The 16,506-nt window shown below is 69.2% G+C and carries 18 protein-coding genes; 8 read left to right on the top strand and 10 right to left on the bottom strand.

Annotated elements, in window-relative coordinates; translation table 11 throughout:
- Positions 1 to 100: 100 nt before the first annotated feature.
- Together MQE23_RS39815 and MQE23_RS39810 are read left to right on the top strand one after the other, a co-directional pair.
- Positions 101 to 241, top strand: coding sequence for a hypothetical protein (locus tag MQE23_RS39815; RefSeq protein ID WP_020277398.1), 141 nt, complete (start codon positions 101 to 103; stop codon positions 239 to 241).
- A 114-nt stretch (positions 242 to 355) separates the two neighbouring features.
- Positions 356 to 1,429 (top strand): TauD/TfdA family dioxygenase, encoded by a 1,074-nt coding sequence (locus MQE23_RS39810; protein ID WP_037674098.1) that lies wholly within the window; start codon positions 356 to 358, stop codon positions 1,427 to 1,429.
- Between the two features lie 244 nt (positions 1,430 to 1,673).
- On the opposite strand, the gene MQE23_RS39805 is transcribed toward MQE23_RS39810, so the two are convergent.
- The 6 genes from MQE23_RS39805 to MQE23_RS39780 all read right to left on the bottom strand — a co-directional run bounded on the left by MQE23_RS39805 (position 1,674) and on the right by MQE23_RS39780 (position 7,453).
- Positions 1,674 to 2,321, bottom strand: a complete 648-nt coding sequence (locus MQE23_RS39805) for a CoA transferase subunit B (RefSeq protein WP_037674095.1) — start codon at positions 2,319 to 2,321, stop codon at positions 1,674 to 1,676.
- Entirely contained in the window at positions 2,321 to 3,097 is a 777-nt protein-coding gene (locus tag MQE23_RS39800) for a CoA transferase subunit A (protein ID WP_037674092.1), read from the bottom strand. Before MQE23_RS39800 ends, MQE23_RS39805 begins: the two co-directional genes overlap by 1 nt.
- A gap of 92 nt (positions 3,098 to 3,189) precedes the next feature.
- The gene (locus tag MQE23_RS39795) at positions 3,190 to 4,350 is read right to left on the bottom strand and encodes a hypothetical protein (protein WP_243381683.1); all 1,161 of its coding nucleotides are present in this window, start codon (positions 4,348 to 4,350) and stop codon (positions 3,190 to 3,192) included.
- The gene (locus MQE23_RS39790) at positions 4,347 to 5,558 is read right to left on the bottom strand and encodes a VOC family protein (protein ID WP_020277393.1); all 1,212 of its coding nucleotides are present in this window, start codon (positions 5,556 to 5,558) and stop codon (positions 4,347 to 4,349) included. Before MQE23_RS39790 ends, MQE23_RS39795 begins: the two co-directional genes overlap by 4 nt.
- A 21-nt stretch (positions 5,559 to 5,579) precedes the next feature.
- Positions 5,580 to 6,104 carry an aromatic-ring-hydroxylating dioxygenase subunit beta gene (locus MQE23_RS39785; protein WP_020277392.1) on the bottom strand — a complete coding sequence of 175 codons (525 nt, stop codon included), beginning with the start codon at positions 6,102 to 6,104 and terminating at the stop codon, positions 5,580 to 5,582.
- A complete protein-coding gene (locus MQE23_RS39780) occupies positions 6,101 to 7,453 on the bottom strand; it encodes an aromatic ring-hydroxylating dioxygenase subunit alpha (RefSeq protein ID WP_243381681.1) in 1,353 nt (450 codons plus the stop codon). The genes MQE23_RS39785 and MQE23_RS39780 overlap by 4 nt, the downstream gene beginning before the upstream one ends.
- A gap of 205 nt (positions 7,454 to 7,658) precedes the next feature.
- Here MQE23_RS39780 and fdxA point away from each other — a divergent pair, with 205 nt between their 5' ends.
- From fdxA to MQE23_RS39765, 3 genes are all read left to right on the top strand, one after another.
- Positions 7,659 to 7,973 carry a ferredoxin gene (gene fdxA, locus MQE23_RS39775; protein ID WP_037674122.1) on the top strand — a complete coding sequence of 105 codons (315 nt, stop codon included), beginning with the start codon at positions 7,659 to 7,661 and terminating at the stop codon, positions 7,971 to 7,973.
- Positions 7,970 to 8,968 (top strand): NAD(P)/FAD-dependent oxidoreductase, encoded by a 999-nt coding sequence (locus MQE23_RS39770; RefSeq protein ID WP_020277389.1) that lies wholly within the window; start codon positions 7,970 to 7,972, stop codon positions 8,966 to 8,968. The genes fdxA and MQE23_RS39770 overlap by 4 nt, the downstream gene beginning before the upstream one ends.
- A gap of 201 nt (positions 8,969 to 9,169) precedes the next feature.
- A complete protein-coding gene (locus tag MQE23_RS39765) occupies positions 9,170 to 9,964 on the top strand; it encodes an IclR family transcriptional regulator (protein ID WP_020277388.1) in 795 nt (264 codons plus the stop codon).
- Between the two features lie 75 nt (positions 9,965 to 10,039).
- Here MQE23_RS39765 and MQE23_RS39760 read toward each other — a convergent pair whose 3' ends face one another.
- The 4 genes from MQE23_RS39760 to MQE23_RS39745 are packed head-to-tail and all read right to left on the bottom strand — an operon-like array spanning position 10,040 to position 13,252.
- Entirely contained in the window at positions 10,040 to 10,396 is a 357-nt protein-coding gene (locus MQE23_RS39760; RefSeq protein ID WP_243381679.1) for a cupin domain-containing protein, read from the bottom strand.
- Entirely contained in the window at positions 10,393 to 11,166 is a 774-nt protein-coding gene (locus MQE23_RS39755) for an aldolase/citrate lyase family protein (RefSeq protein ID WP_243381678.1), read from the bottom strand. Before MQE23_RS39755 ends, MQE23_RS39760 begins: the two co-directional genes overlap by 4 nt.
- A gap of 27 nt (positions 11,167 to 11,193) precedes the next feature.
- Positions 11,194 to 12,357 (bottom strand): amidohydrolase family protein, encoded by a 1,164-nt coding sequence (locus tag MQE23_RS39750; RefSeq protein ID WP_243381676.1) that lies wholly within the window; start codon positions 12,355 to 12,357, stop codon positions 11,194 to 11,196.
- Between the two features lie 34 nt (positions 12,358 to 12,391).
- Positions 12,392 to 13,252 (bottom strand): fumarylacetoacetate hydrolase family protein, encoded by an 861-nt coding sequence (locus MQE23_RS39745; RefSeq protein ID WP_243381675.1) that lies wholly within the window; start codon positions 13,250 to 13,252, stop codon positions 12,392 to 12,394.
- A 290-nt stretch (positions 13,253 to 13,542) separates the two neighbouring features.
- On the opposite strand from MQE23_RS39745, the gene MQE23_RS39740 reads away from it, so the two are divergent.
- The 3 genes from MQE23_RS39740 to MQE23_RS39730 all read left to right on the top strand — a co-directional run bounded on the left by MQE23_RS39740 (position 13,543) and on the right by MQE23_RS39730 (position 16,262).
- Complete coding sequence (locus MQE23_RS39740; RefSeq protein ID WP_243381673.1) at positions 13,543 to 14,637, top strand: substrate-binding domain-containing protein; 1,095 nt, start codon at positions 13,543 to 13,545, stop codon at positions 14,635 to 14,637.
- A gap of 211 nt (positions 14,638 to 14,848) precedes the next feature.
- Positions 14,849 to 15,511, top strand: a complete 663-nt coding sequence (locus MQE23_RS39735; RefSeq protein ID WP_020277382.1) for a nicotinamide mononucleotide transporter family protein — start codon at positions 14,849 to 14,851, stop codon at positions 15,509 to 15,511.
- Positions 15,512 to 15,740: 229 nt separating this feature from the next.
- The gene (locus MQE23_RS39730; protein ID WP_243381672.1) at positions 15,741 to 16,262 is read left to right on the top strand and encodes a flavin reductase family protein; all 522 of its coding nucleotides are present in this window, start codon (positions 15,741 to 15,743) and stop codon (positions 16,260 to 16,262) included.
- Positions 16,263 to 16,506: the final 244 nt, after the last annotated feature.

The following is a 16,506-nucleotide window of genomic DNA, read 5'->3' as shown; positions in this document are numbered from 1 at the left end:
GCCGACGCACTGTACTGCAATACGAGACGGCGTCACGTCCATTGACTCGCATTCTGCCCTCACTTATGGTTGAGGCACTTCTCGAAAGGACGGAACCAGCATGGAGACAGTCGCCCTGATCGGCGTTCTGCTCGTGTCGTGCGCTGGCCGCCGGACCTATGACGAGCCGCTCAGTTACTTCCCGCCCCGGGAAGGACTGCGCCCCGGTACGGCCGCCGGCGAGCCTCAGACCCCGTTCTGAGTGTTCCGGGTGCCGTTCGTCGCCGAGCGACGAACACCCGCCGCACCGAGATCTTCGTCTTCCGTCGGGTCTTCGCCCACGGGCTTTCACCGCATTTTCGAGGAGCGCATCACCATGACCACCACTGTCGGCCTTCAGCCGATCTCCGGACCGTCCGCCTGGCGCGGCGACGAGCTGTCGAGGTCCACCGAATGGATCTACGTGCTCAGCGACGCCGAGCGGGCTGAGCTTGAGGCACTGGGACGGCGCTTCGTCGCCGAGAACCCCGACCTGCGCACCGTCACCGCCGCCGACTACCCGTTCGACGCCTGCCGCGCACTCAACGAGGAGTGCGCGGCCCAGATGGACGCCGGACGCGGCTTCGTCCTGGTGCGCGGCCTGCGCACCGAGGAGTACGGCGACGCCATGGCAGCCGCCATCTTCTTCGTCATGGGACTGCACCTGGGCCAGCCGATCGGGCAGAACCAGCGTGGAGACCTGCTCGACCACGTGATCGCCACGTCGAACAAGACGTTGTCCGACGAGGGGGCTCTGCCCTCCCGAGTGCGGGACCGGCTGCCGTTCCACTCGGACAGCTCGGACGTCGTCGCCCTCATGTGCCTGCGCGGCGCCAAGGAGGGTGGAGCCTCCAGCCTGGTCAGCGGAACCACGATCTACAACGAGATGCTGCGCCGCCGGCCGGACCTCGCTCCTCGGCTCTTCGACACGTACCACTGGGACTGGCGGCGTCAGGACCCCGACTCTCCGGAACTGACCTACACCTCGCCGATCATCGGCTACGTCGACGGGGTCTTCAGCACCTACGCGGGCAACTCGATGATCTTCAGCGCCCAGGAGTACCCCGGTGTCCCGCAACTGACGCCCGACCAGGTCGCGGCCATCAACCTCTTCGACGAGATCTCACAGGAGCCGGGCCTGCCGATCGACATGGATTTCCAGCCGGGGGACGTGCAGTGGCTGCTCAACTACGCCGCGCTGCACTCACGCACCAGCTATGTCGACCACCCGGAGCCGGAGCGCCGTCGGCACCTGCTGCGCCTGTGGCTCAAGCGGGACGTCGGCCGCCCGCTGGCTCCCAAGTTCGGCAAGCACGTCGTCGAGTTGGGTGAGCCCACGACGCCGCTGGTGCCTGGCGGCCGGTTCCGTATCGGCGACGCGGTCACCGTCAACGACGACTGGGGAGTGTGACACCGCCACCCGCACCGGCCCTCACGCTGACGGCCGGTGCGGGTGGTGCACAGCAAGGCGCGCCTGAGCGGCCGTACTGACGCCGTCGCGCACCACCAGACAGTTTCCCCAACGCCGCAGCCATGCCGACGCAGGGCTGCGGCGGTTGTCTGCCCAAACGTACGGCGGCGCGCCTACGGGCAGCGCGCCGCCGTACCAGGGACCGGGGTGCCGACAGCATCGGCGACGTACATGTTCAGCAGGGTCAGCAGGCGGTCGTGTGGGGGGTGATCACCTTCGCCGCCGTCTTAGCGGCGACCTCCTCATGCGTGACGCCGGGGGCGGTCTCGACGAGGACCAGACCGCCGTCGGTCACGTCGAGGACGGCCAGGTCGGTGATGATCCGGTCCACGCAGCCCTTCCCGGTGAGCGGCAGGTCGCACTCCTGGACGATCTTCGGGCTGCCGTCCTTCGCGGTGTGCGTCATGGTGACGATCACCCGACGGGCACCGTGGACCAGGTCCATGGCTCCGCCGATGCCGGTCACCATCCGGCCCGGGATCGCCCAGTTGGCGAGGTCACCCCGCTCGGAGACCTGCATGGCGCCGAGTACGGCGGTGTCGATGTGGCCGCCGCGGATCATGCCGAAGGAGAGCGCCGAATCGAAGAACGCCGCGCCGGGCAGCACCGTGACGGTCTCCTTGCCCGCGTTGATCAGGTCGGGATCGACCTCGTCCTCGTACGGGAAGGGGCCGGTGCCGAGAACGCCGTTCTCCGACTCCAGCACTACATGGACATCCTCGGGCAAGTGGTTCGGGATCAGGGTCGGCAGGCCGATGCCCAGGTTGACGTACTCGCCGTCGCGCAGCTCCTGGGCCGCCCGGGCGGCCATTTCGTCGCGTGTCCAAGCCATCAGGCCCGCACCTCCCGGTCCCTGGGGACGGCTGTCAGCTTCTCGATCTTCTTGTCGGCGGCCTGCTCGGGGCTGAGGGCCACCACCCGCTGCACGAAGATGCCGGGCAGATGCACCTGGTCCGGGTCGATGCCGCCCGGCTCGACCAACTCCTCGACCTCGGCGATCGTGATGCGGCCGGCCATGGCCGCCAGCGGGTTGAAGTTGCGGGCGGACTTGCCGAACACCAGGTTGCCGTGGCGGTCCCCCTTCGCCGCCCGCACCAGGGCGAAGTCGGTGGTGATCCCGTGCTCCAGGACGTAGTCCCCGCCTGCGAACTCGCGGACCTCCTTGGGCGGTGAGGCGACGGCGATGCCGCCGTCACCGTCGTACCGCCACGGCAGGCCGCCGTCGGCCACCAGGGTGCCGACGCCGGCCGGGGTGTAGAAGGCCGGTATGCCGCAGCCCCCGGCCCGTAGTCGCTCGGCGAGCGTGCCCTGGGGGATCAGCTCCAGCTCGATCTCGCCGCCCAGGTACTGACGGGCGAACTCCTGGTTGCCGCCGATGTAGCTGCCGGTCACCCGGGCGATCCGGCCTGCGGCGAGGAGCACGGCGAGACCGGAGTCCAGAGCGCCGCAGTTGTTCGAGAACACGTTCAGTCCTGTCACACCGGCGTCGTACAGGGCCTGGATCAAGATGTCCGGGACCCCGCTCAAACCGAAACCGCCGACTGTCAGGGAGGCCCCGTCAGGGACGTCCGCCACGGCTTCGGAGGCTGAGGCGATGACTTTGTCCATCGGCCCGTCCACTTCCTTTCAGGGCATCCGTGCCCTACGTATGGTCTCGGCATCGCGCGACTCCCTGGGTCCACCGTCGGCAACCGCCCGGGCTAGCCCGGTTCGGTCAAAAGCTTTCGGTACATGCGCGCGAAGGCGGTCAGCTCCGTCAACGACAGGGCATCGCGACGCGGTTCGTCGGTGTCCGGCCTCGCCCTCGGGCCGAGGCGCACGGTGTCGACGCCGCGAGCGCGCAGGACGACGCCGTCGGTCGAGCCCGTCCATCCGGTGATCGGCGGCGGCTGCGTACCGAACTCGTCGAGCCAGGCCGCTCGGGCGGCCGTCACCACCGGGGCGTCGGCCGGCGTGGCCGCGGCGGACGCGACCGGCTCGGCCTCCACGTCGATGTCGCAATCACGCAAGTCCGACGCCGCGCACCGCGCCCGCAGCCGGTCGGTCAGTTCGGCCGCCAGCGTCTTCGGCTCCGCCTGGTCACCGACGACGACGTACAGATCGACCCGCAATTGGGCCGGCAACAGGTCCGGCTTGTCCGGCCATCCCCCACTGATCGCTCCGATACCGCACGCCCGGCCGGTCTGCCCCGCCCTGGGATCGGCGGCCAGATAGGCCGTGCGCCAGCGTGCCAGTTCGTCCAGGACGACGCCGGCCTGAGCGACGACTCCCCCGGGTGGCGTGGCGGATTCCGCCACCATCGCGGCCCCGGAGCGTCCGGTCACCCGGACGGTCAGGTAGAACGCGCCCGGCTCGTGCCACAGCAGCGTCGGCGGGCCGCACTTGGCCACGATCGCCGAGGGCGGCAGCGGGTAGGCGTCGATGTATGCCTCAAGACCGGTGATCCCGCTCGTGCGGCGGTGCGTCCCGGAGCCCGCGAGCAGGAGCCGCCCGGCACCCGCCTCGGCGAAGGCGACCAGTGCGGCGGCCGCGGGCCCGCGGGCGACCCCGAGGCCGAAGCCGGTCACCCTGTCGCCGTCGACAGTCAGCGGACCGACGGGCGCGTCGTCGCCGGTGACGAGCCGGGTAGCCGCACCTTGCTCGTCCAGCGAGGTGTCGAGGTGGGAGTAGAGCAGCGGCCCGGCTCCGTGGTCAGCGACCAGGCTGCCGCCCGCGGAGCCGTGCTCCAGCACCTGCCACTCGACGTGCGGCCACCGCTCGGCGCACCAGGCGCGCAACCGGTGGGCCGCCGTGCGCTCCCCGCCACGTGGGGCGGGGAGCGCATCGAGCAGGTGCAGGACGTCGAGCAACTGCTGTCTCAAAAACGTCCCCAGTCGTCGGAAGCCGGACGCCACACGTCGATGTTGCGCGGGTCGGCCGGCATCCGGCGGGGCCGGTGCGTCTCGTGCTCCTCCGGCGTGAACACCCGGTGCCTGTCGCACAGTTCGTAACGCGGGCCGAAGCGGGGGTCGTGCAGGTAGAACGCGATCGACGTCGACGCCGAGTGGTTGACGATGTCCGAGGCGATCGGCGCGCCCTTGTACAGCGCGCGGGCGCGCATCCGCATGACGTGGTCGAGGCTCTTCATCGCGAAGCACAGGTGCGCGGTGAAGTGCTCCTTGTTGTTCTGGATCGCGAGGCTGTGGTGGTAGCGGTCCTCGCCGCGGAAGAACGTGGTCGAGCCGACGACGTGGTCCGAGGGCCGGAACCGCAGGACGTTCTGGTAGAAGTCCACCGTTTCCTCGAACTTCGCGGTGGCGATGAAGGGGTGCACCAGGTCGAGCGGCCGGATCTCGATGTGCGGCGGCTCGGCGTACTCCTGGAACTCGGTGAACAGCTCGACGATGAGGCCGTCGGGGTCCTTCACCGCGAAGCCGTTGTCGCACAGCGCCTTCTGTCGCTCCTGCAGTTCGAGCACTTCGAGTCCGGCGTCGAGCACGCTCTTGTGCAGCTGTTCGAGGACCTCCTCGCTCTCGACGCTGTAGCCGATCGCGGTCGTCCAGCCGTCGGTGCGCTCGGGGGCGTGGATCAGTTCGATCGCGTGATGCTCGATGTCGGCGCGCAGGTAGGCGTACTCGTCCGTACGCTGCTCCAGCTGCAGTCCGACGTGGTACTCGAGGAAGTCGATCGTGGCCTGCATGTCCGGAACTTCGATCCGGGCGTACTCCATGCCGTACGGGCCGTGCGGGCGGGTGCTCACCGGCGGTGTCCTTCCTGCAGCGAGCGAGGGGCGCTCGGCGAACTCGAACGAGGTGATGGCCTGTTGGGCGATGACCGGCCGCCAGCGTGTGCGCACGAAGCTCTCGTGTGACTCGCTGCCGAGATAGGCGAGCAGGTCGTCCTGACTGTCGAAGTCGACGGCCATGGTGTGGGTGAAGGTCTGGTCGCGGGTGCTGATGTTCTCGCCGAGGACGAAGCCGCACATGGCCGGGTACCGGTCCGGGAAGGTGCGCAGCTCGGCCAGCACGGACTCCCGCGTGGCCTCGTCGACTCCGTCGGCGAAACGGAAGGACAGGGTGTGTCGGATCATCGGATCGCCTTCCGTCGCCGGCTAGAGGATGAAGCTGAGCCGGGCGCCTGCCGCCAGCGACTCGTGGCCGAGGATCGAGCGCCGCGACCGGAAACGCAGTCCGTCCTCGGTCGGCACCAGCAGATGGTCGTACCACCCGACGTAGGCGTCGAAGTGCCCGTCGCGGGCACGGTGCACCACGAAGGACGCCGCCACCCGGAAGGAGTCCTCCGACTCCTCGGACAGCCGCACATTGGACACCAGCCGGTGCGTGCGCGAGTGCGGGTTCTCGGCATGTGCCTTGCGGGACTTCAGTCGCTTGACCCGCGCGTTCAGCAGGTCCCAGTCGTCGTCGACGAACGATCCGGTCTCGTGCGGGGACCAGCCGGGACGGTAGTCGGTGGTCGGGATCTCGTAGCGGGCTCCGGGCTCGAAGAGGGCCAGCCAGCTGTCGTAGTCCCAGTGGTCGAGGATGTCCGCCTCGGCGTAGAGGAAGTCCTCCACCTCCGGCCTGGTGACGGTGCGTCCCGCGCACCGGACCAGGCCGCGGTTGCTGATCGTTGTCATCGCACGTCCCTCCCTGCCAGGAAGGACGCCGGTCGCTCGCCGTGGATCTCGAGGCCGTCGTCGAGCCCGGTGGCTTCGACCCATTGCCGCCAGAAGCCCCGCATCGCGCCCTCGTCGATCGATCTGCCCTGGACACCCTTGACCTCGTCGGCCATGCCGCGTGACATGTCGCTGTAGTCCAGCTCGGGTGCGGTGGTGCCCGCCGTGGCCTGGATGCCGCGCTGGACCGCCTCGTACGCCTCGATGTCGTCCGGCGTCGCGAGTCCGCCCGGGCCGACGAAGCTGACGACCGTCTTCATGCGCAGGGCGCGCGTGTCCGGGTCCTCCTCGCGCGGGACCAGTTGCCAGGCACGCACGTCGGTCTGGTCGGGTGCCACGGGCTCCAGCTGCCGGATCGACAGGCCCTCGATGTCGAACAGCAGCAGGTTCGGGAAGACGAACAGGATGTGACTCTCGTCGGCCACGTAGTGCGCCCGCTCCTCCCCCAGCCGCTGTGTCATCTCCGCTCGGTGGGCCTCGGTGCGGACCCGCTCGTCCTCACCGAAGCGCGGTTCCCAGATCATGCTGATGCGTCCGCCGTGCCCGGTCAGGACCAGCAGTCCGTGGCCGTTGCCGAGGTTGTACGCGTACTGGTTGTCGTCGGTGACGGCGTAGCCGCTCTCGCGCAGGTAGCCCACGAACGTGTTGTGCGTCGGGGCGAAGTGGTAGCCGTCCATGGCGTTCTCGACGGCGAGTTTCCAGTTGCCGCGCACGCTGTAGAGCTGTGTGCCGGGCAGGGTGGTCATGCCGCCGGCGTGCTGCTGCTGGATCATCGTCATGTAGTCGGCCGCGTCGCCGAGGTAGTCGAGCAGCGGCGGGACGTCGGGGTCGAAGGAGACGAAGACGAACCCCTCGTGGGTCTCCAGGCGCGGCACGCCGCGCAGCCCCATCGAGGCCCGGAATTCATCGCTCGACTCGTACGCCCCGGCGTCCGGGATCGCGGCGACCTCGCCGTTGTTGCGGAACGTCCAGGCGTGGTAAAAGCACTGGAAGAGCCTGGTCGAACCCTCGCTTTCGCGGCACAGCACGGTGCCGCGGTGCGGACAGGAGTTCAGGAACGCGTGCACTTCGCCGGCGCTGTCCCGGCAGAAGATCAGCGGCCGGCCGCCGAGGGTGCGGACCTTGAAGTCGTTGGGGTTGGGGATCTCGGTCTCGTGCCCGAGGTAGAGCCAGGTGTGCATCCACACCCAGCCGCGTTCCCGGGCGAAGATTTCCGCGCTTCGGTAGGCCTCGCGGTTGACCCGGAAGGTGAGCTGGTCCCAGTCCTCGACGATCATCGGCGCTGGGACGGTCCGGGGGTTGCTTCCCATGGGGAGTTTGCCTCTCACAAGTCCCGACCCGAGTGGCGTGCTATGAGACGCCATCTCGTATGTCGCATCAGAGTCCCCCAGCATTCTCAAGGTGTCAAGCATTCGTTTTCCGGTTGACACCCCGCCCCGGCACGGTCATCATCCTGTTCCACATTGAAATACACCGTCTCGCATGCTGTGCGACCGTGTGAAGGGCAACAAGCTCGTGCCGTACGTCATCACGCAGGCCTGCGTCGACATCATGGACAAGTCGTGCATGGAGGAGTGCCCGGCCGACTGCATCTATGAGGGCGACCGGATGCTCTACATCCAGCCCGACGAATGTGTCGAGTGCGGGCGCTGCGAACCCGTCTGCCCGCAGATCTCGATCTTCCATCACGAGGACCTGCCGGAGGAGAGCAAGCACTTCGAGCGCATCAACGCCGAGTTCTTCACCCTCGGGACCGAACCGCTCGGCTCGCCCGGCGGAGCCCGCAAGGTCGGCCAGGTCGGATACGACCACCCGGAGGTGGGCGCGTGACCGGCCACGCGCCCACGGGAGCCGGCCCCGAAGTCTCCGTCGACCTGCTCATCATCGGCGCCGGCCCGACCGGGCTGTACGGCGCGTACTACGCCGGCTTCCGCGGCTTGAGCGTGGCGGTCGCCGACGCTCTGCCCGCGGTGGGCGGCCAGATCGCCGCGCTGTACCCCGAGAAACTCATCTACGACGTGGCCGGCTTTCCCGCTGTCCGAGGTCAGGACCTGGTGGACCGGTTGGCCGAGCAGGCCTGGCGGTGGAACCCCACCTACCTGCTCGGGCACGGGGTCACCCGGCTGGACGACACGGGCGAGGGCATCGTCGCCACCACCGACGCCGGCGCGCGCGTCACCGCGGGCGCGGTGCTCGTCTGCGGCGGCATCGGCAACTTCATCCCCCGCGAACTCCCGGTGGGCTCCGAGTACCTCGGCCGGGGGCTGCGGTATTTCGTACCGCGGTTGCACGAGCTCGCCGGACAGGACGTCGTGGTGGTCGGCGGTGGGGACTCCGCGCTGGACTGGGCGCTGTCGCTGGAGCCGATCGCCTCGTCGGTGACGCTGGTGCACCGGCGCACGCGGTTCCGGGCCCACGAGCGCAGTGTCGAGCAGGTACACGCTTCCTCGGTGCGGGTGCTGACGCCGTACGAGGTCGAGAAGGTCTCCGGCGAGGGGGCCGTGTCGGAGGTCGTGGTCGCGTCCTCCGACGGCGACCGGATCATCCTGCCCGCCCAGTCCGTCGTCGCCGCGCTCGGTTTCATCGCCGATCTCGGCCCGATCGAACGGTGGGGACTCGAGCTGCGACGTCGGCGCATCCTCGTCGACCGCACGATGCGCACGAACCGGGAGCGCGTCTTCGCGGCCGGCGACATCGCCGACCACGACGGCAAGGTCAGCCTCATCTCCATCGGCTTCGGTGAGGCGGCCCTGGCCGTCAACCACATCGCCGCCCTGCTCGATCCAGCACGCTCGATCACACCGGGGCACTCCTCGGACGCGTGAGGTGCCGCGCTGAGCGGCGTGGTGAACGGGAGCCCGACGACGGCGAAGCGTCAGGCTCCCGTTCACCACCACGGCTCACGGGGATGCGCGTCCCAGCGCTCTTTCACCCACCATGACCCGACCCTTACCATTGCTTCATACAAGACGGCGTTTCATTTGACGTCCCACCATTGACCGGGCACGGACAGGAGCGAGAATTCCATGGCCACGAAGGCGCAGGGCGGCACCGGCGAGCAGGACGGTCCGGACAGGACAGCGCCGACGATCCAGACGGTGCAGCGTGCGGCGCTGATCCTCGGCTCGTTCACGGTCGGAAAACCGCACATGAGCCTCAACGAGATCACCGCGCGCCTCGGGGCGAGCAAGGCGACCGCGCACCGCTACACGAAGGCACTGCGGGCGGCGAACCTGCTGCGGTACGACGAGCGCACCTCGCTGTACTCCCTCGGGCCCCAGGTGCTCACGCTCGCCACGGCGGCGCGGGCCGGCCTGCCGATCGTCGCCGCCGCCGAGCCGTACATGGAGGAACTCGTCAGGCGCATCGACGAGACCATCGTGTTGTCGGTCTGGGACGGCGAGTCGGCGACTGTGGTGCGCTCGGTGGACAACACCGACCACATGGTGCGCATCAGCGTCCGCGTCGGCTCGCGCCTGAACCTCACGTCCTCGGCCCAGGGACGCGTCTTCCTCGCGTTCCTGCCCCCGGAGCAGGTGCCGACGCTGCCGCGCTCGGTCCGCAAATCCGAGCTGAACGAGGAGCTCGAAGCCATCCGGAAGCACGGCCTGTCGGTCAACTCCCCCACCGTCAACGGTGTCCGCACGGTCGCGGCGCCCATTTTCGAGGGCGACACGATCAGCGGAACGCTGGCGATCGTCGGCACGACGGCGACCGTTTCCGACGACGTCACGTCGCCGATGGCCCAGGCGCTGCTGGAGACCGCCCGGGCGTTGTCGCAGCGGCTGGGCACCTCCGAAGACGCGCCCAACGGCGGCTGACCCGGCTGCGGCGAGACGGGAGGGCCCACCGCCGATGCGGTGGGCCCTCTTTCGTTCTCGCACGAGATCCGCCGCTCAGGGAAGCAGGTCGGCCCGCGGCGGGACGAAGAAGTCGATGTTCACGCACGGGGCCTCTGTCGGCTCCACGTAGTGCTCGCTGCCGCGGGGAACCAGCAGGAAGGAACCGGCACGCATATCGTGTGCGACCCCGTCCACGTAGTAGTTCGCACGCCCCTCGGCGATATGGACCAGCTGGTCGAAGTCCTCGTGCCGGTGCGGGTTCAGGGCCATGCCGATGTCGAGCTCGTGATGGCAGATCATCACCTCGTCCGTCGCGTAGACCCGACGGCGGACCCCCGGACGTACCTGGGTCACCGGCATCTCGTGCCAGTTGACGACGGTGTGGAACAGGGCCGCGTTGCGTGTGCTCACTGGTTCTCCTCTCCGACGGCCGCCCGCAGGCCGGCCGCCAACATCTGCAGATCCGATCCGACGACCAGGTAGTCGGCGTCACCGAGTCCCAGGTCCGACGCGGCGTTCCGGTTCGGCGCCCAGCCGCCGAACGCCACCCCGGCGGAGCGGGCGGCGCCCCTCACCCGGTCCACCGCGGCGCCCAGCACCGCCGGGTCCGCCGGCAGGCCGAGGTCGACCGCGAGGTCGGTGCTGCCGACGAAGCACACGTCGAGGGCCGCGACCAGTTCCGGCAGCGGATCCGTCCGCGCCGTCTCGATCTGGCCGACCAGCACCGGCGGGTCGTCCTGCTCGGCACGCAGGAAACCGGCCAGTGGGGTCGCACCGAACCGGGCGGCTCTGTTGGCCAGGCTCACGGACCGGCTGCCGGTCGGAGCGAACCGGGTCGCCGCCAGGAGTGCCTCGGACTGGGCGAGGCGGGTGAGCATGGAGAGCTGGATTCCCGCCGCCCCGGCCTCCAGGAGCCGGTTGACCGCGGCGGCGTCCACCTCGGGCACGCGGACCAGAGCCGGGAGCCCGCACACGTCGGCGTGGCGCACCAGGTCGACGGCGTCTCGCTCGGTGAGGGTGGAGTGTTCGAGGTCGACGACCACGAACGCGAACCCGGCCGCCGCGGCGAGTTCCACCACGTCGGGCGAGGCCAGTTTGACGAACGTGCCGACGGCGGGTCGCCCCGCCGTCAGGGCCCTGCGCAGCCGGCGCCGCAGCAGATGGACGTCACCGACACTCATGGAGTCCTCCTGGGACGTGCGGGCGTGTCACGCCGACTTCAGGCCCCGCCACGGCACGATGTCGACCTCCTTGCCGCCGTGCAGCACCACGGTCGGCTCCAGACGCGGCGCGACGATCGTGTTGCCGGCGGCGTCGGGCAGGGTGACCTCGTCGGTCCAGTCGACGACCGTGACGTCGGCCCGCCCACCGACCTCCAGGCGCCCGTAGCCCTCGTCGTCGAGCCCGAGCAACTGGGCCGGCGCCACGGTGGCCCGCCGGACGCACTCCTCAAGCGGCGCGCCCAGCGCGACCAGCTTGGAGATGCTGGTGAGCAGGTCGAAGACCGGGCCGCGCCAGTTACGGGCGCTGGTGTCGGAGCTGAGGACGTCGGGCAGGAATCCGTCGGCGATCGCCCGGCGTGCCACCTCGAAGCTGAGATTGCTCTTGCCGTGGGCGGAGTCGAACAGGACGCCGCGCTCACGGGCCGCGGTGACGGCGGGCTGGACGTGGTCGCCGTCGAGGATGCCGTACGGCTTGCCGGTGTAGCAGTGCGCCACGATGTCGCCCGGGCGCAGGTGGTCCAGGACGACGGGGAGCGGCTCCGAGGTCTCGCCGATGTGCAGCATCAGCGGCAGGCCGGCCTGTTCGGCCAGTGCCACGGACTTCTTCAGCAGCGACTCCCAGTTCTCGCCGACGACGTCCTCGGAGAGGCGGATCTTGAAGCCACGGACGATGTCGGGGTGGGCCTCGGCAGTCGCGAGCGCGTCCTCGGGGACCAGGGTGTCGGGGTTCAGCAGCTCGCCGAACCTGAAGTCGATCAGGCCGAGCACCGAGACGTTGAGGAAGTTGACGATGCGCAGTGGGTTGGCCTCGACCACCAGCTTGCGGAAGGCCGCGAACGTCGAGGCGCCGGCCGTCCCGGCATCCGCCGCGGCGACCACGCCTCGACGCAGGTGGGCCTCCTCGGCGGGGGCTCCGACGGCGGAGACGTACTGGAAGATGTGGGTGTGGCCCTCGACGAGGCCCGGCAGCACGGTGGAGCCGGTGACGTCGATCGTGCGGGCCGCGTTCGCTGACAGGCCCTCCCCGATGGCGGCGATGCGGTCACCGGTGACCGCCACGTCGAGCCGGGCATGGGTGTCCGACGCCGGGTCGATGACGGTGCCGCCGGCCAGGACGAGGTCGTACGACGACAGGGAGGAGATGGACATCGAGGTGTGCTCCAGGGGGGAGGGTGGGGAACGGTCAGCTGGCCGGTTCGGTCAGCCGGTGGTCGTGCTGTGAGGCGTCCGTGGGACGCACGATGCGGGTGACGAGGGGCAGCACGCCGTCCACCTCGACGCGTACCTCGTCGCCGTCGGCGAGGAAGCACGCGCGGTCCTGGCCGGTGCCGGCCGGGGTTCCGGTGAGGACGATGTCGCCGGGTTCAAGCACGGTGAACCACGACAGCCTGCTGAGCAGATCGGGAACCGGGAAGATCATCCCGTCGCTCGTGTCGTCCTGCACGAGCTCACCGTTGACCCGGGTCCGTACGCGGATCGCGTCACGGTCGGTGAAATCCTCGGGAGTGCGGACCGACGGGCCGAGCGGCGTGAAGCCCGGGTGGCTCTTGGCGAGGGCGGGAGTGCCTGTGGCGCGCATGATGTCGCGTGCCGTCATGTCGTTGGCCGCGGTGACACCGGCGATCGCGGGCCATACCTCGGACTCGGTCGCCCGGTACAGCCGGCGCCCGACGACCACCGCGATCTCGCCCTCGTAGTCGGGTTCGGTCGCGGACTGCGGGATCACCACCCGCGCGCCGGGTGCCGACACGCCGGACGACGCGGCCAGGTAGAGGATCGGCTGCTCGGGCAGTCCGCGGCCGGTGCGGGCTGCCTTCGACATGTAGTTGAGCCCGACGCCCCAGACCGCGCGGGGGCGGCCCAGGGGCGCCACGAGCGTGGCCTCTTCGAGCGGGATGCGTCGGCGCACCGCGCACGACGCCAGGCACCGCAGCGAACCCTCCTGTTCGATGACCGCGCCGACGTGCGGAAAAGCAGTGTTCAGCAGGGCGACAGCCCCGTCCTCGATCCGGCCCAGGCCGGCGTCCGTCGTCACTACTCGCATGGCGGGCATCTTTCAATGCGAGATGGCATCGTGTCAAGCGATACGGGTAGGCGAGATGCGAGTAGGCCGACGCCCCCTCCAGGCAAGAATTGGCGGGTGGTCAGGTGCGAGATCGGCGCAGCCCGACCGCGACCTCGGGTGGACATATTGTGAGATGCCGTCTCTCATCTCGTAGAGTAGCCCCGCTCGACACCGGGGCGTCTCCGTGTCGGCTTTTCAGTCAGTGGGCCGCAATGCGGCACCCACGTCCGGATCGCGCCTGAAGTGAGCTCCCGATGCGCCGTATCGCCATGTCCGCAGCCAACACAGCGCTCTCCGTCTCACTCGTCGGCTGCGGTGGGCTCAACGCGACGGGGCGCAGTGGCGACGCGAGCCCGACCAAGGGCGACGACATCACCGTAGGGCTGCTCCTGCCCGAAAAGTCGAACCCCCAGTACGAGCAGTTCCACCACCCCGTCATCAAGGCCAAGGTCGCGTCCCTCACCCGCGGCCAGGGCCGGGTCGAGTACGCCAACGCCGATGCGGACGCGGACGAGCAGGCACGACAACTGCAGCAGATGATCAACGCACAGGTCGACGTGATCCTGCTGGATCCCGTCGACGCGCACGCCATCGCCGGCGGGGTGAGGAAGGCCAAGGAGGCCGGTATTCCTGTCATCGCCTACGACCGGCTGGCCGAGGGCCCGATCGACGCGTACATCACCTTCGACAACGAGCTCGTCGGCGAGGTGCAGGGCCGTTCCCTGCTGCAGGCCCTCGGTGCGGACGCCGGCATCTCCGACAAGATCGTCATGATGAACGGTTCGCCCATCGATCCGAACGCCCAGCAGTTCAAGGCGGGCGCGCTCCTCGCGCTCGACGGCAAGGTGACGATCGCCAAGTCGTTCGACACCAAGGACTGGAAGCCGCAGACCGCCGAGAAGAACATGACCGAGGCGATCAACGAAATCGGCAAGAACGACATCAAGGCCGTCTACGCCGCCAACGACGGTCTGGCGGGCGGCATCATCGAGGCGCTGAAGGCCGCAGGCGTAACCGACCTGCCACCCATCACCGGACAGGACGCCGAGCTCTCGGCGGTGCGGCGGATCGTCACAGGTGAGCAGTACATGAGCGTGTACAAGCCGTACCCACAGGAGGCCGAACTCGCCGCGGAGATGGCCGTGGCGAGGGCCCAGGGCAGAGACATACAGTTCGCCGCCCTCACACGTGACAAGGTCGACAGCCCCCACCGCAAGGGCATCCCCGCACATCTCGTGCCCGTTGTCGCCCTGACGAAGGGCAACATCAAGGACACGGTCATCAGGGACGGCATGTACAAAGCGTCGGACATATGCACGCCCGCACTCGCGGCCGACTGCGCGGCGACAGGCCTGAGGAAGTAGGCCCCCACGGCACCACCGGCCTGCCGGACGCGCCCCAGGCCTAGTCACACCCCCCGGGTCGCCCATTCAGGTCCTACGAGGTCAAGTCTAGACAATATGGGAATAGGGGCCTGAAGCTGTGGCGCATGAATCGCTCCCGAAACTCGATACCCGACGACCTGCCGGACGGCAGGTTCGCGCTTCACTCGCCTGAAACCGGTCCGGTCGCCCGGTGAACGGGCTGAACTCCGAGGCGTTCGTCCTGTTCGGCCAGCACATTCTGTGGTCGGACATGATCGGCAACATCCTCGGCCTGGCCGCCCTCGCCCTCGGCTGGCGCCGCTCCCTGTGGACCTGGCCGGTGCAGTTCCTGTCCGGCCTCATCCTCTTCGCTGCCTTCTTCGGCAACCTGACCGGCAGCGCCGGCAAGCAGGCCGTCGTCATGACCGTGGCCCTGTACGGCTGGTGGCGCTGGAACCGCGACAAGGGCCGATCCGGAAGCGGCCAGATCGCCCCGCGGTTCGCCACCTGGCGCGAGCGTGCGGCGATGGTCGGCGCGGTCACCGTCTGCACGGTCGCTGTGGCCCTCCTGTTCAAGGCCTACCCGACTCTGTCCTGGGACCCCTGGCCGGACGCCTACGTCTTTGTCGGCACGGTCGTCGCGATGTACGCCCAGGCGCGCGGCATGGTCGAGTTCTGGATCGCCTGGCTGCTGGTCGACCTGGTCGGCGTCCCGCTGGCCTTCGCCAATGGTTACGCCTTCTCCGGCTTCGTCTACGTCATCTATGGCGCGCTCGTCCTGTGGGGCATGCGCGACTGGTGGCTGCGCTCCCGCAGCGGACCGCAGCCCGCCCCACTGCCCGGTGCGCACGCGTCCGAGGGAGTGCCGCAGTAGCGGGCGGTGGAGCGAGGTCTTCGACACCCCCGGGCCTCATCCGCTGCGAATAATGCGAGATGGCGTGTTGACATACGAGACGGCCCATCCTAGCGTCGGGGCATCCCTCAACAAAGGCAAGACATGATGAGATCTGCTTTCTCCCCGTTGGCCTCCGGGCCGACCTCCCTGCCCGATCCCGCGACACGACGACCGTCCCGGATCGCCGACGAGATGGCGGTGGTCTGACATGCCCACCCCCTCCAGGGATCGGGCCGTCACGCGCCGGCCGGCCCCTCACCACGACCCGCAGGCGTACCGCGACGGACTGTCCTCGATGGTCACATCTGTCTGTGTAGTCACCACCGAAGTGGCCGGGCAGCGGTACGGCTTCACCGCCAACTCAGTGACCAGCGTGTCGATGGACCCGCCGCTGATTTCGGTCTGCCTGGCCGACACCGCAGACGTCCACCCGGCCTTCAGCCAGGCCGAGTCGGTCGCCGTCAACGTCCTCGCGGCCGACCAGCACGCGGTGGCGCAGGCGTTCGCGACGGTCGGCGCCGACAGGTTCGCTGCGGCGCACTTCAGTCCGGGTGAGCTCGGTCCACCTCTGCTCGACGGCGCCACCGTGTCGCTCGAGGGCGTCGTGCACCAGCGCCTCACCGCCGGCGACCACACGATCATCCTGATCGAGGTGGCCGGTGTGGTGGTCGGCGGAGGGGAGCCGCTCACCTATCAAGGACGCCGGTTCCACACGCTGAACCCGCTGTAGCCGGCCGCACCGGAGCAGGCCGGACGTCATGACCACCTGGACGACCTCGCCCCCTCGGCCGCCCCGGCCCCGTCGAAGACCTCACGCAAGGACCCGCCGCCCTGCCGACCGGCATCAACCAGTCGGTGGGGCGGCTCCGCGACCGGCGGCGCGGCATGGACCAAGTCTCTGTCACGGGAGATCCGGACGAGCTGCTGACGCCGGTCAGCCTCACTTCGGCGGCGTCCACTCCCAAGCCGTACCT

It is taken from the genome of Streptomyces sp. HP-A2021 (assembly GCF_022807935.1).
GTDB classification, from domain to species: Bacteria; Actinomycetota; Actinomycetes; order Streptomycetales; family Streptomycetaceae; genus Streptomyces; species Streptomyces afghaniensis.
The sequence above is the reverse complement of the archived record's forward strand: the minus strand, read 5'-3'. Positions and strand labels throughout refer to the sequence as shown.

Coding starts and splice junctions, on each gene's coding strand:
- MQE23_RS39745 (WP_243381675.1), bottom strand. CDS start 13,252: ATGCGAGTAGTGACGACGGACGCCGGCCTGGGCCGGATCGAGGACGGG.
- MQE23_RS39730 (WP_243381672.1), top strand. CDS start 15,741: ATGCCCACCCCCTCCAGGGATCGGGCCGTCACGCGCCGGCCGGCCCCT.
- MQE23_RS39740 (WP_243381673.1), top strand. CDS start 13,543: ATGTCCGCAGCCAACACAGCGCTCTCCGTCTCACTCGTCGGCTGCGGT.
- MQE23_RS39750 (WP_243381676.1), bottom strand. CDS start 12,357: ATGTCCATCTCCTCCCTGTCGTCGTACGACCTCGTCCTGGCCGGCGGC.
- MQE23_RS39755 (WP_243381678.1), bottom strand. CDS start 11,166: ATGAGTGTCGGTGACGTCCATCTGCTGCGGCGCCGGCTGCGCAGGGCC.
- MQE23_RS39810 (WP_037674098.1), top strand. CDS start 356: ATGACCACCACTGTCGGCCTTCAGCCGATCTCCGGACCGTCCGCCTGG.
- MQE23_RS39800 (WP_037674092.1), bottom strand. CDS start 3,097: ATGGACAAAGTCATCGCCTCAGCCTCCGAAGCCGTGGCGGACGTCCCT.
- MQE23_RS39780 (WP_243381681.1), bottom strand. CDS start 7,453: ATGGGAAGCAACCCCCGGACCGTCCCAGCGCCGATGATCGTCGAGGAC.
- MQE23_RS39815 (WP_020277398.1), top strand. CDS start 101: ATGGAGACAGTCGCCCTGATCGGCGTTCTGCTCGTGTCGTGCGCTGGC.
- MQE23_RS39785 (WP_020277392.1), bottom strand. CDS start 6,104: ATGACAACGATCAGCAACCGCGGCCTGGTCCGGTGCGCGGGACGCACC.
- MQE23_RS39805 (WP_037674095.1), bottom strand. CDS start 2,321: ATGGCTTGGACACGCGACGAAATGGCCGCCCGGGCGGCCCAGGAGCTG.
- MQE23_RS39790 (WP_020277393.1), bottom strand. CDS start 5,558: ATGATCCGACACACCCTGTCCTTCCGTTTCGCCGACGGAGTCGACGAG.
- MQE23_RS39765 (WP_020277388.1), top strand. CDS start 9,170: ATGGCCACGAAGGCGCAGGGCGGCACCGGCGAGCAGGACGGTCCGGAC.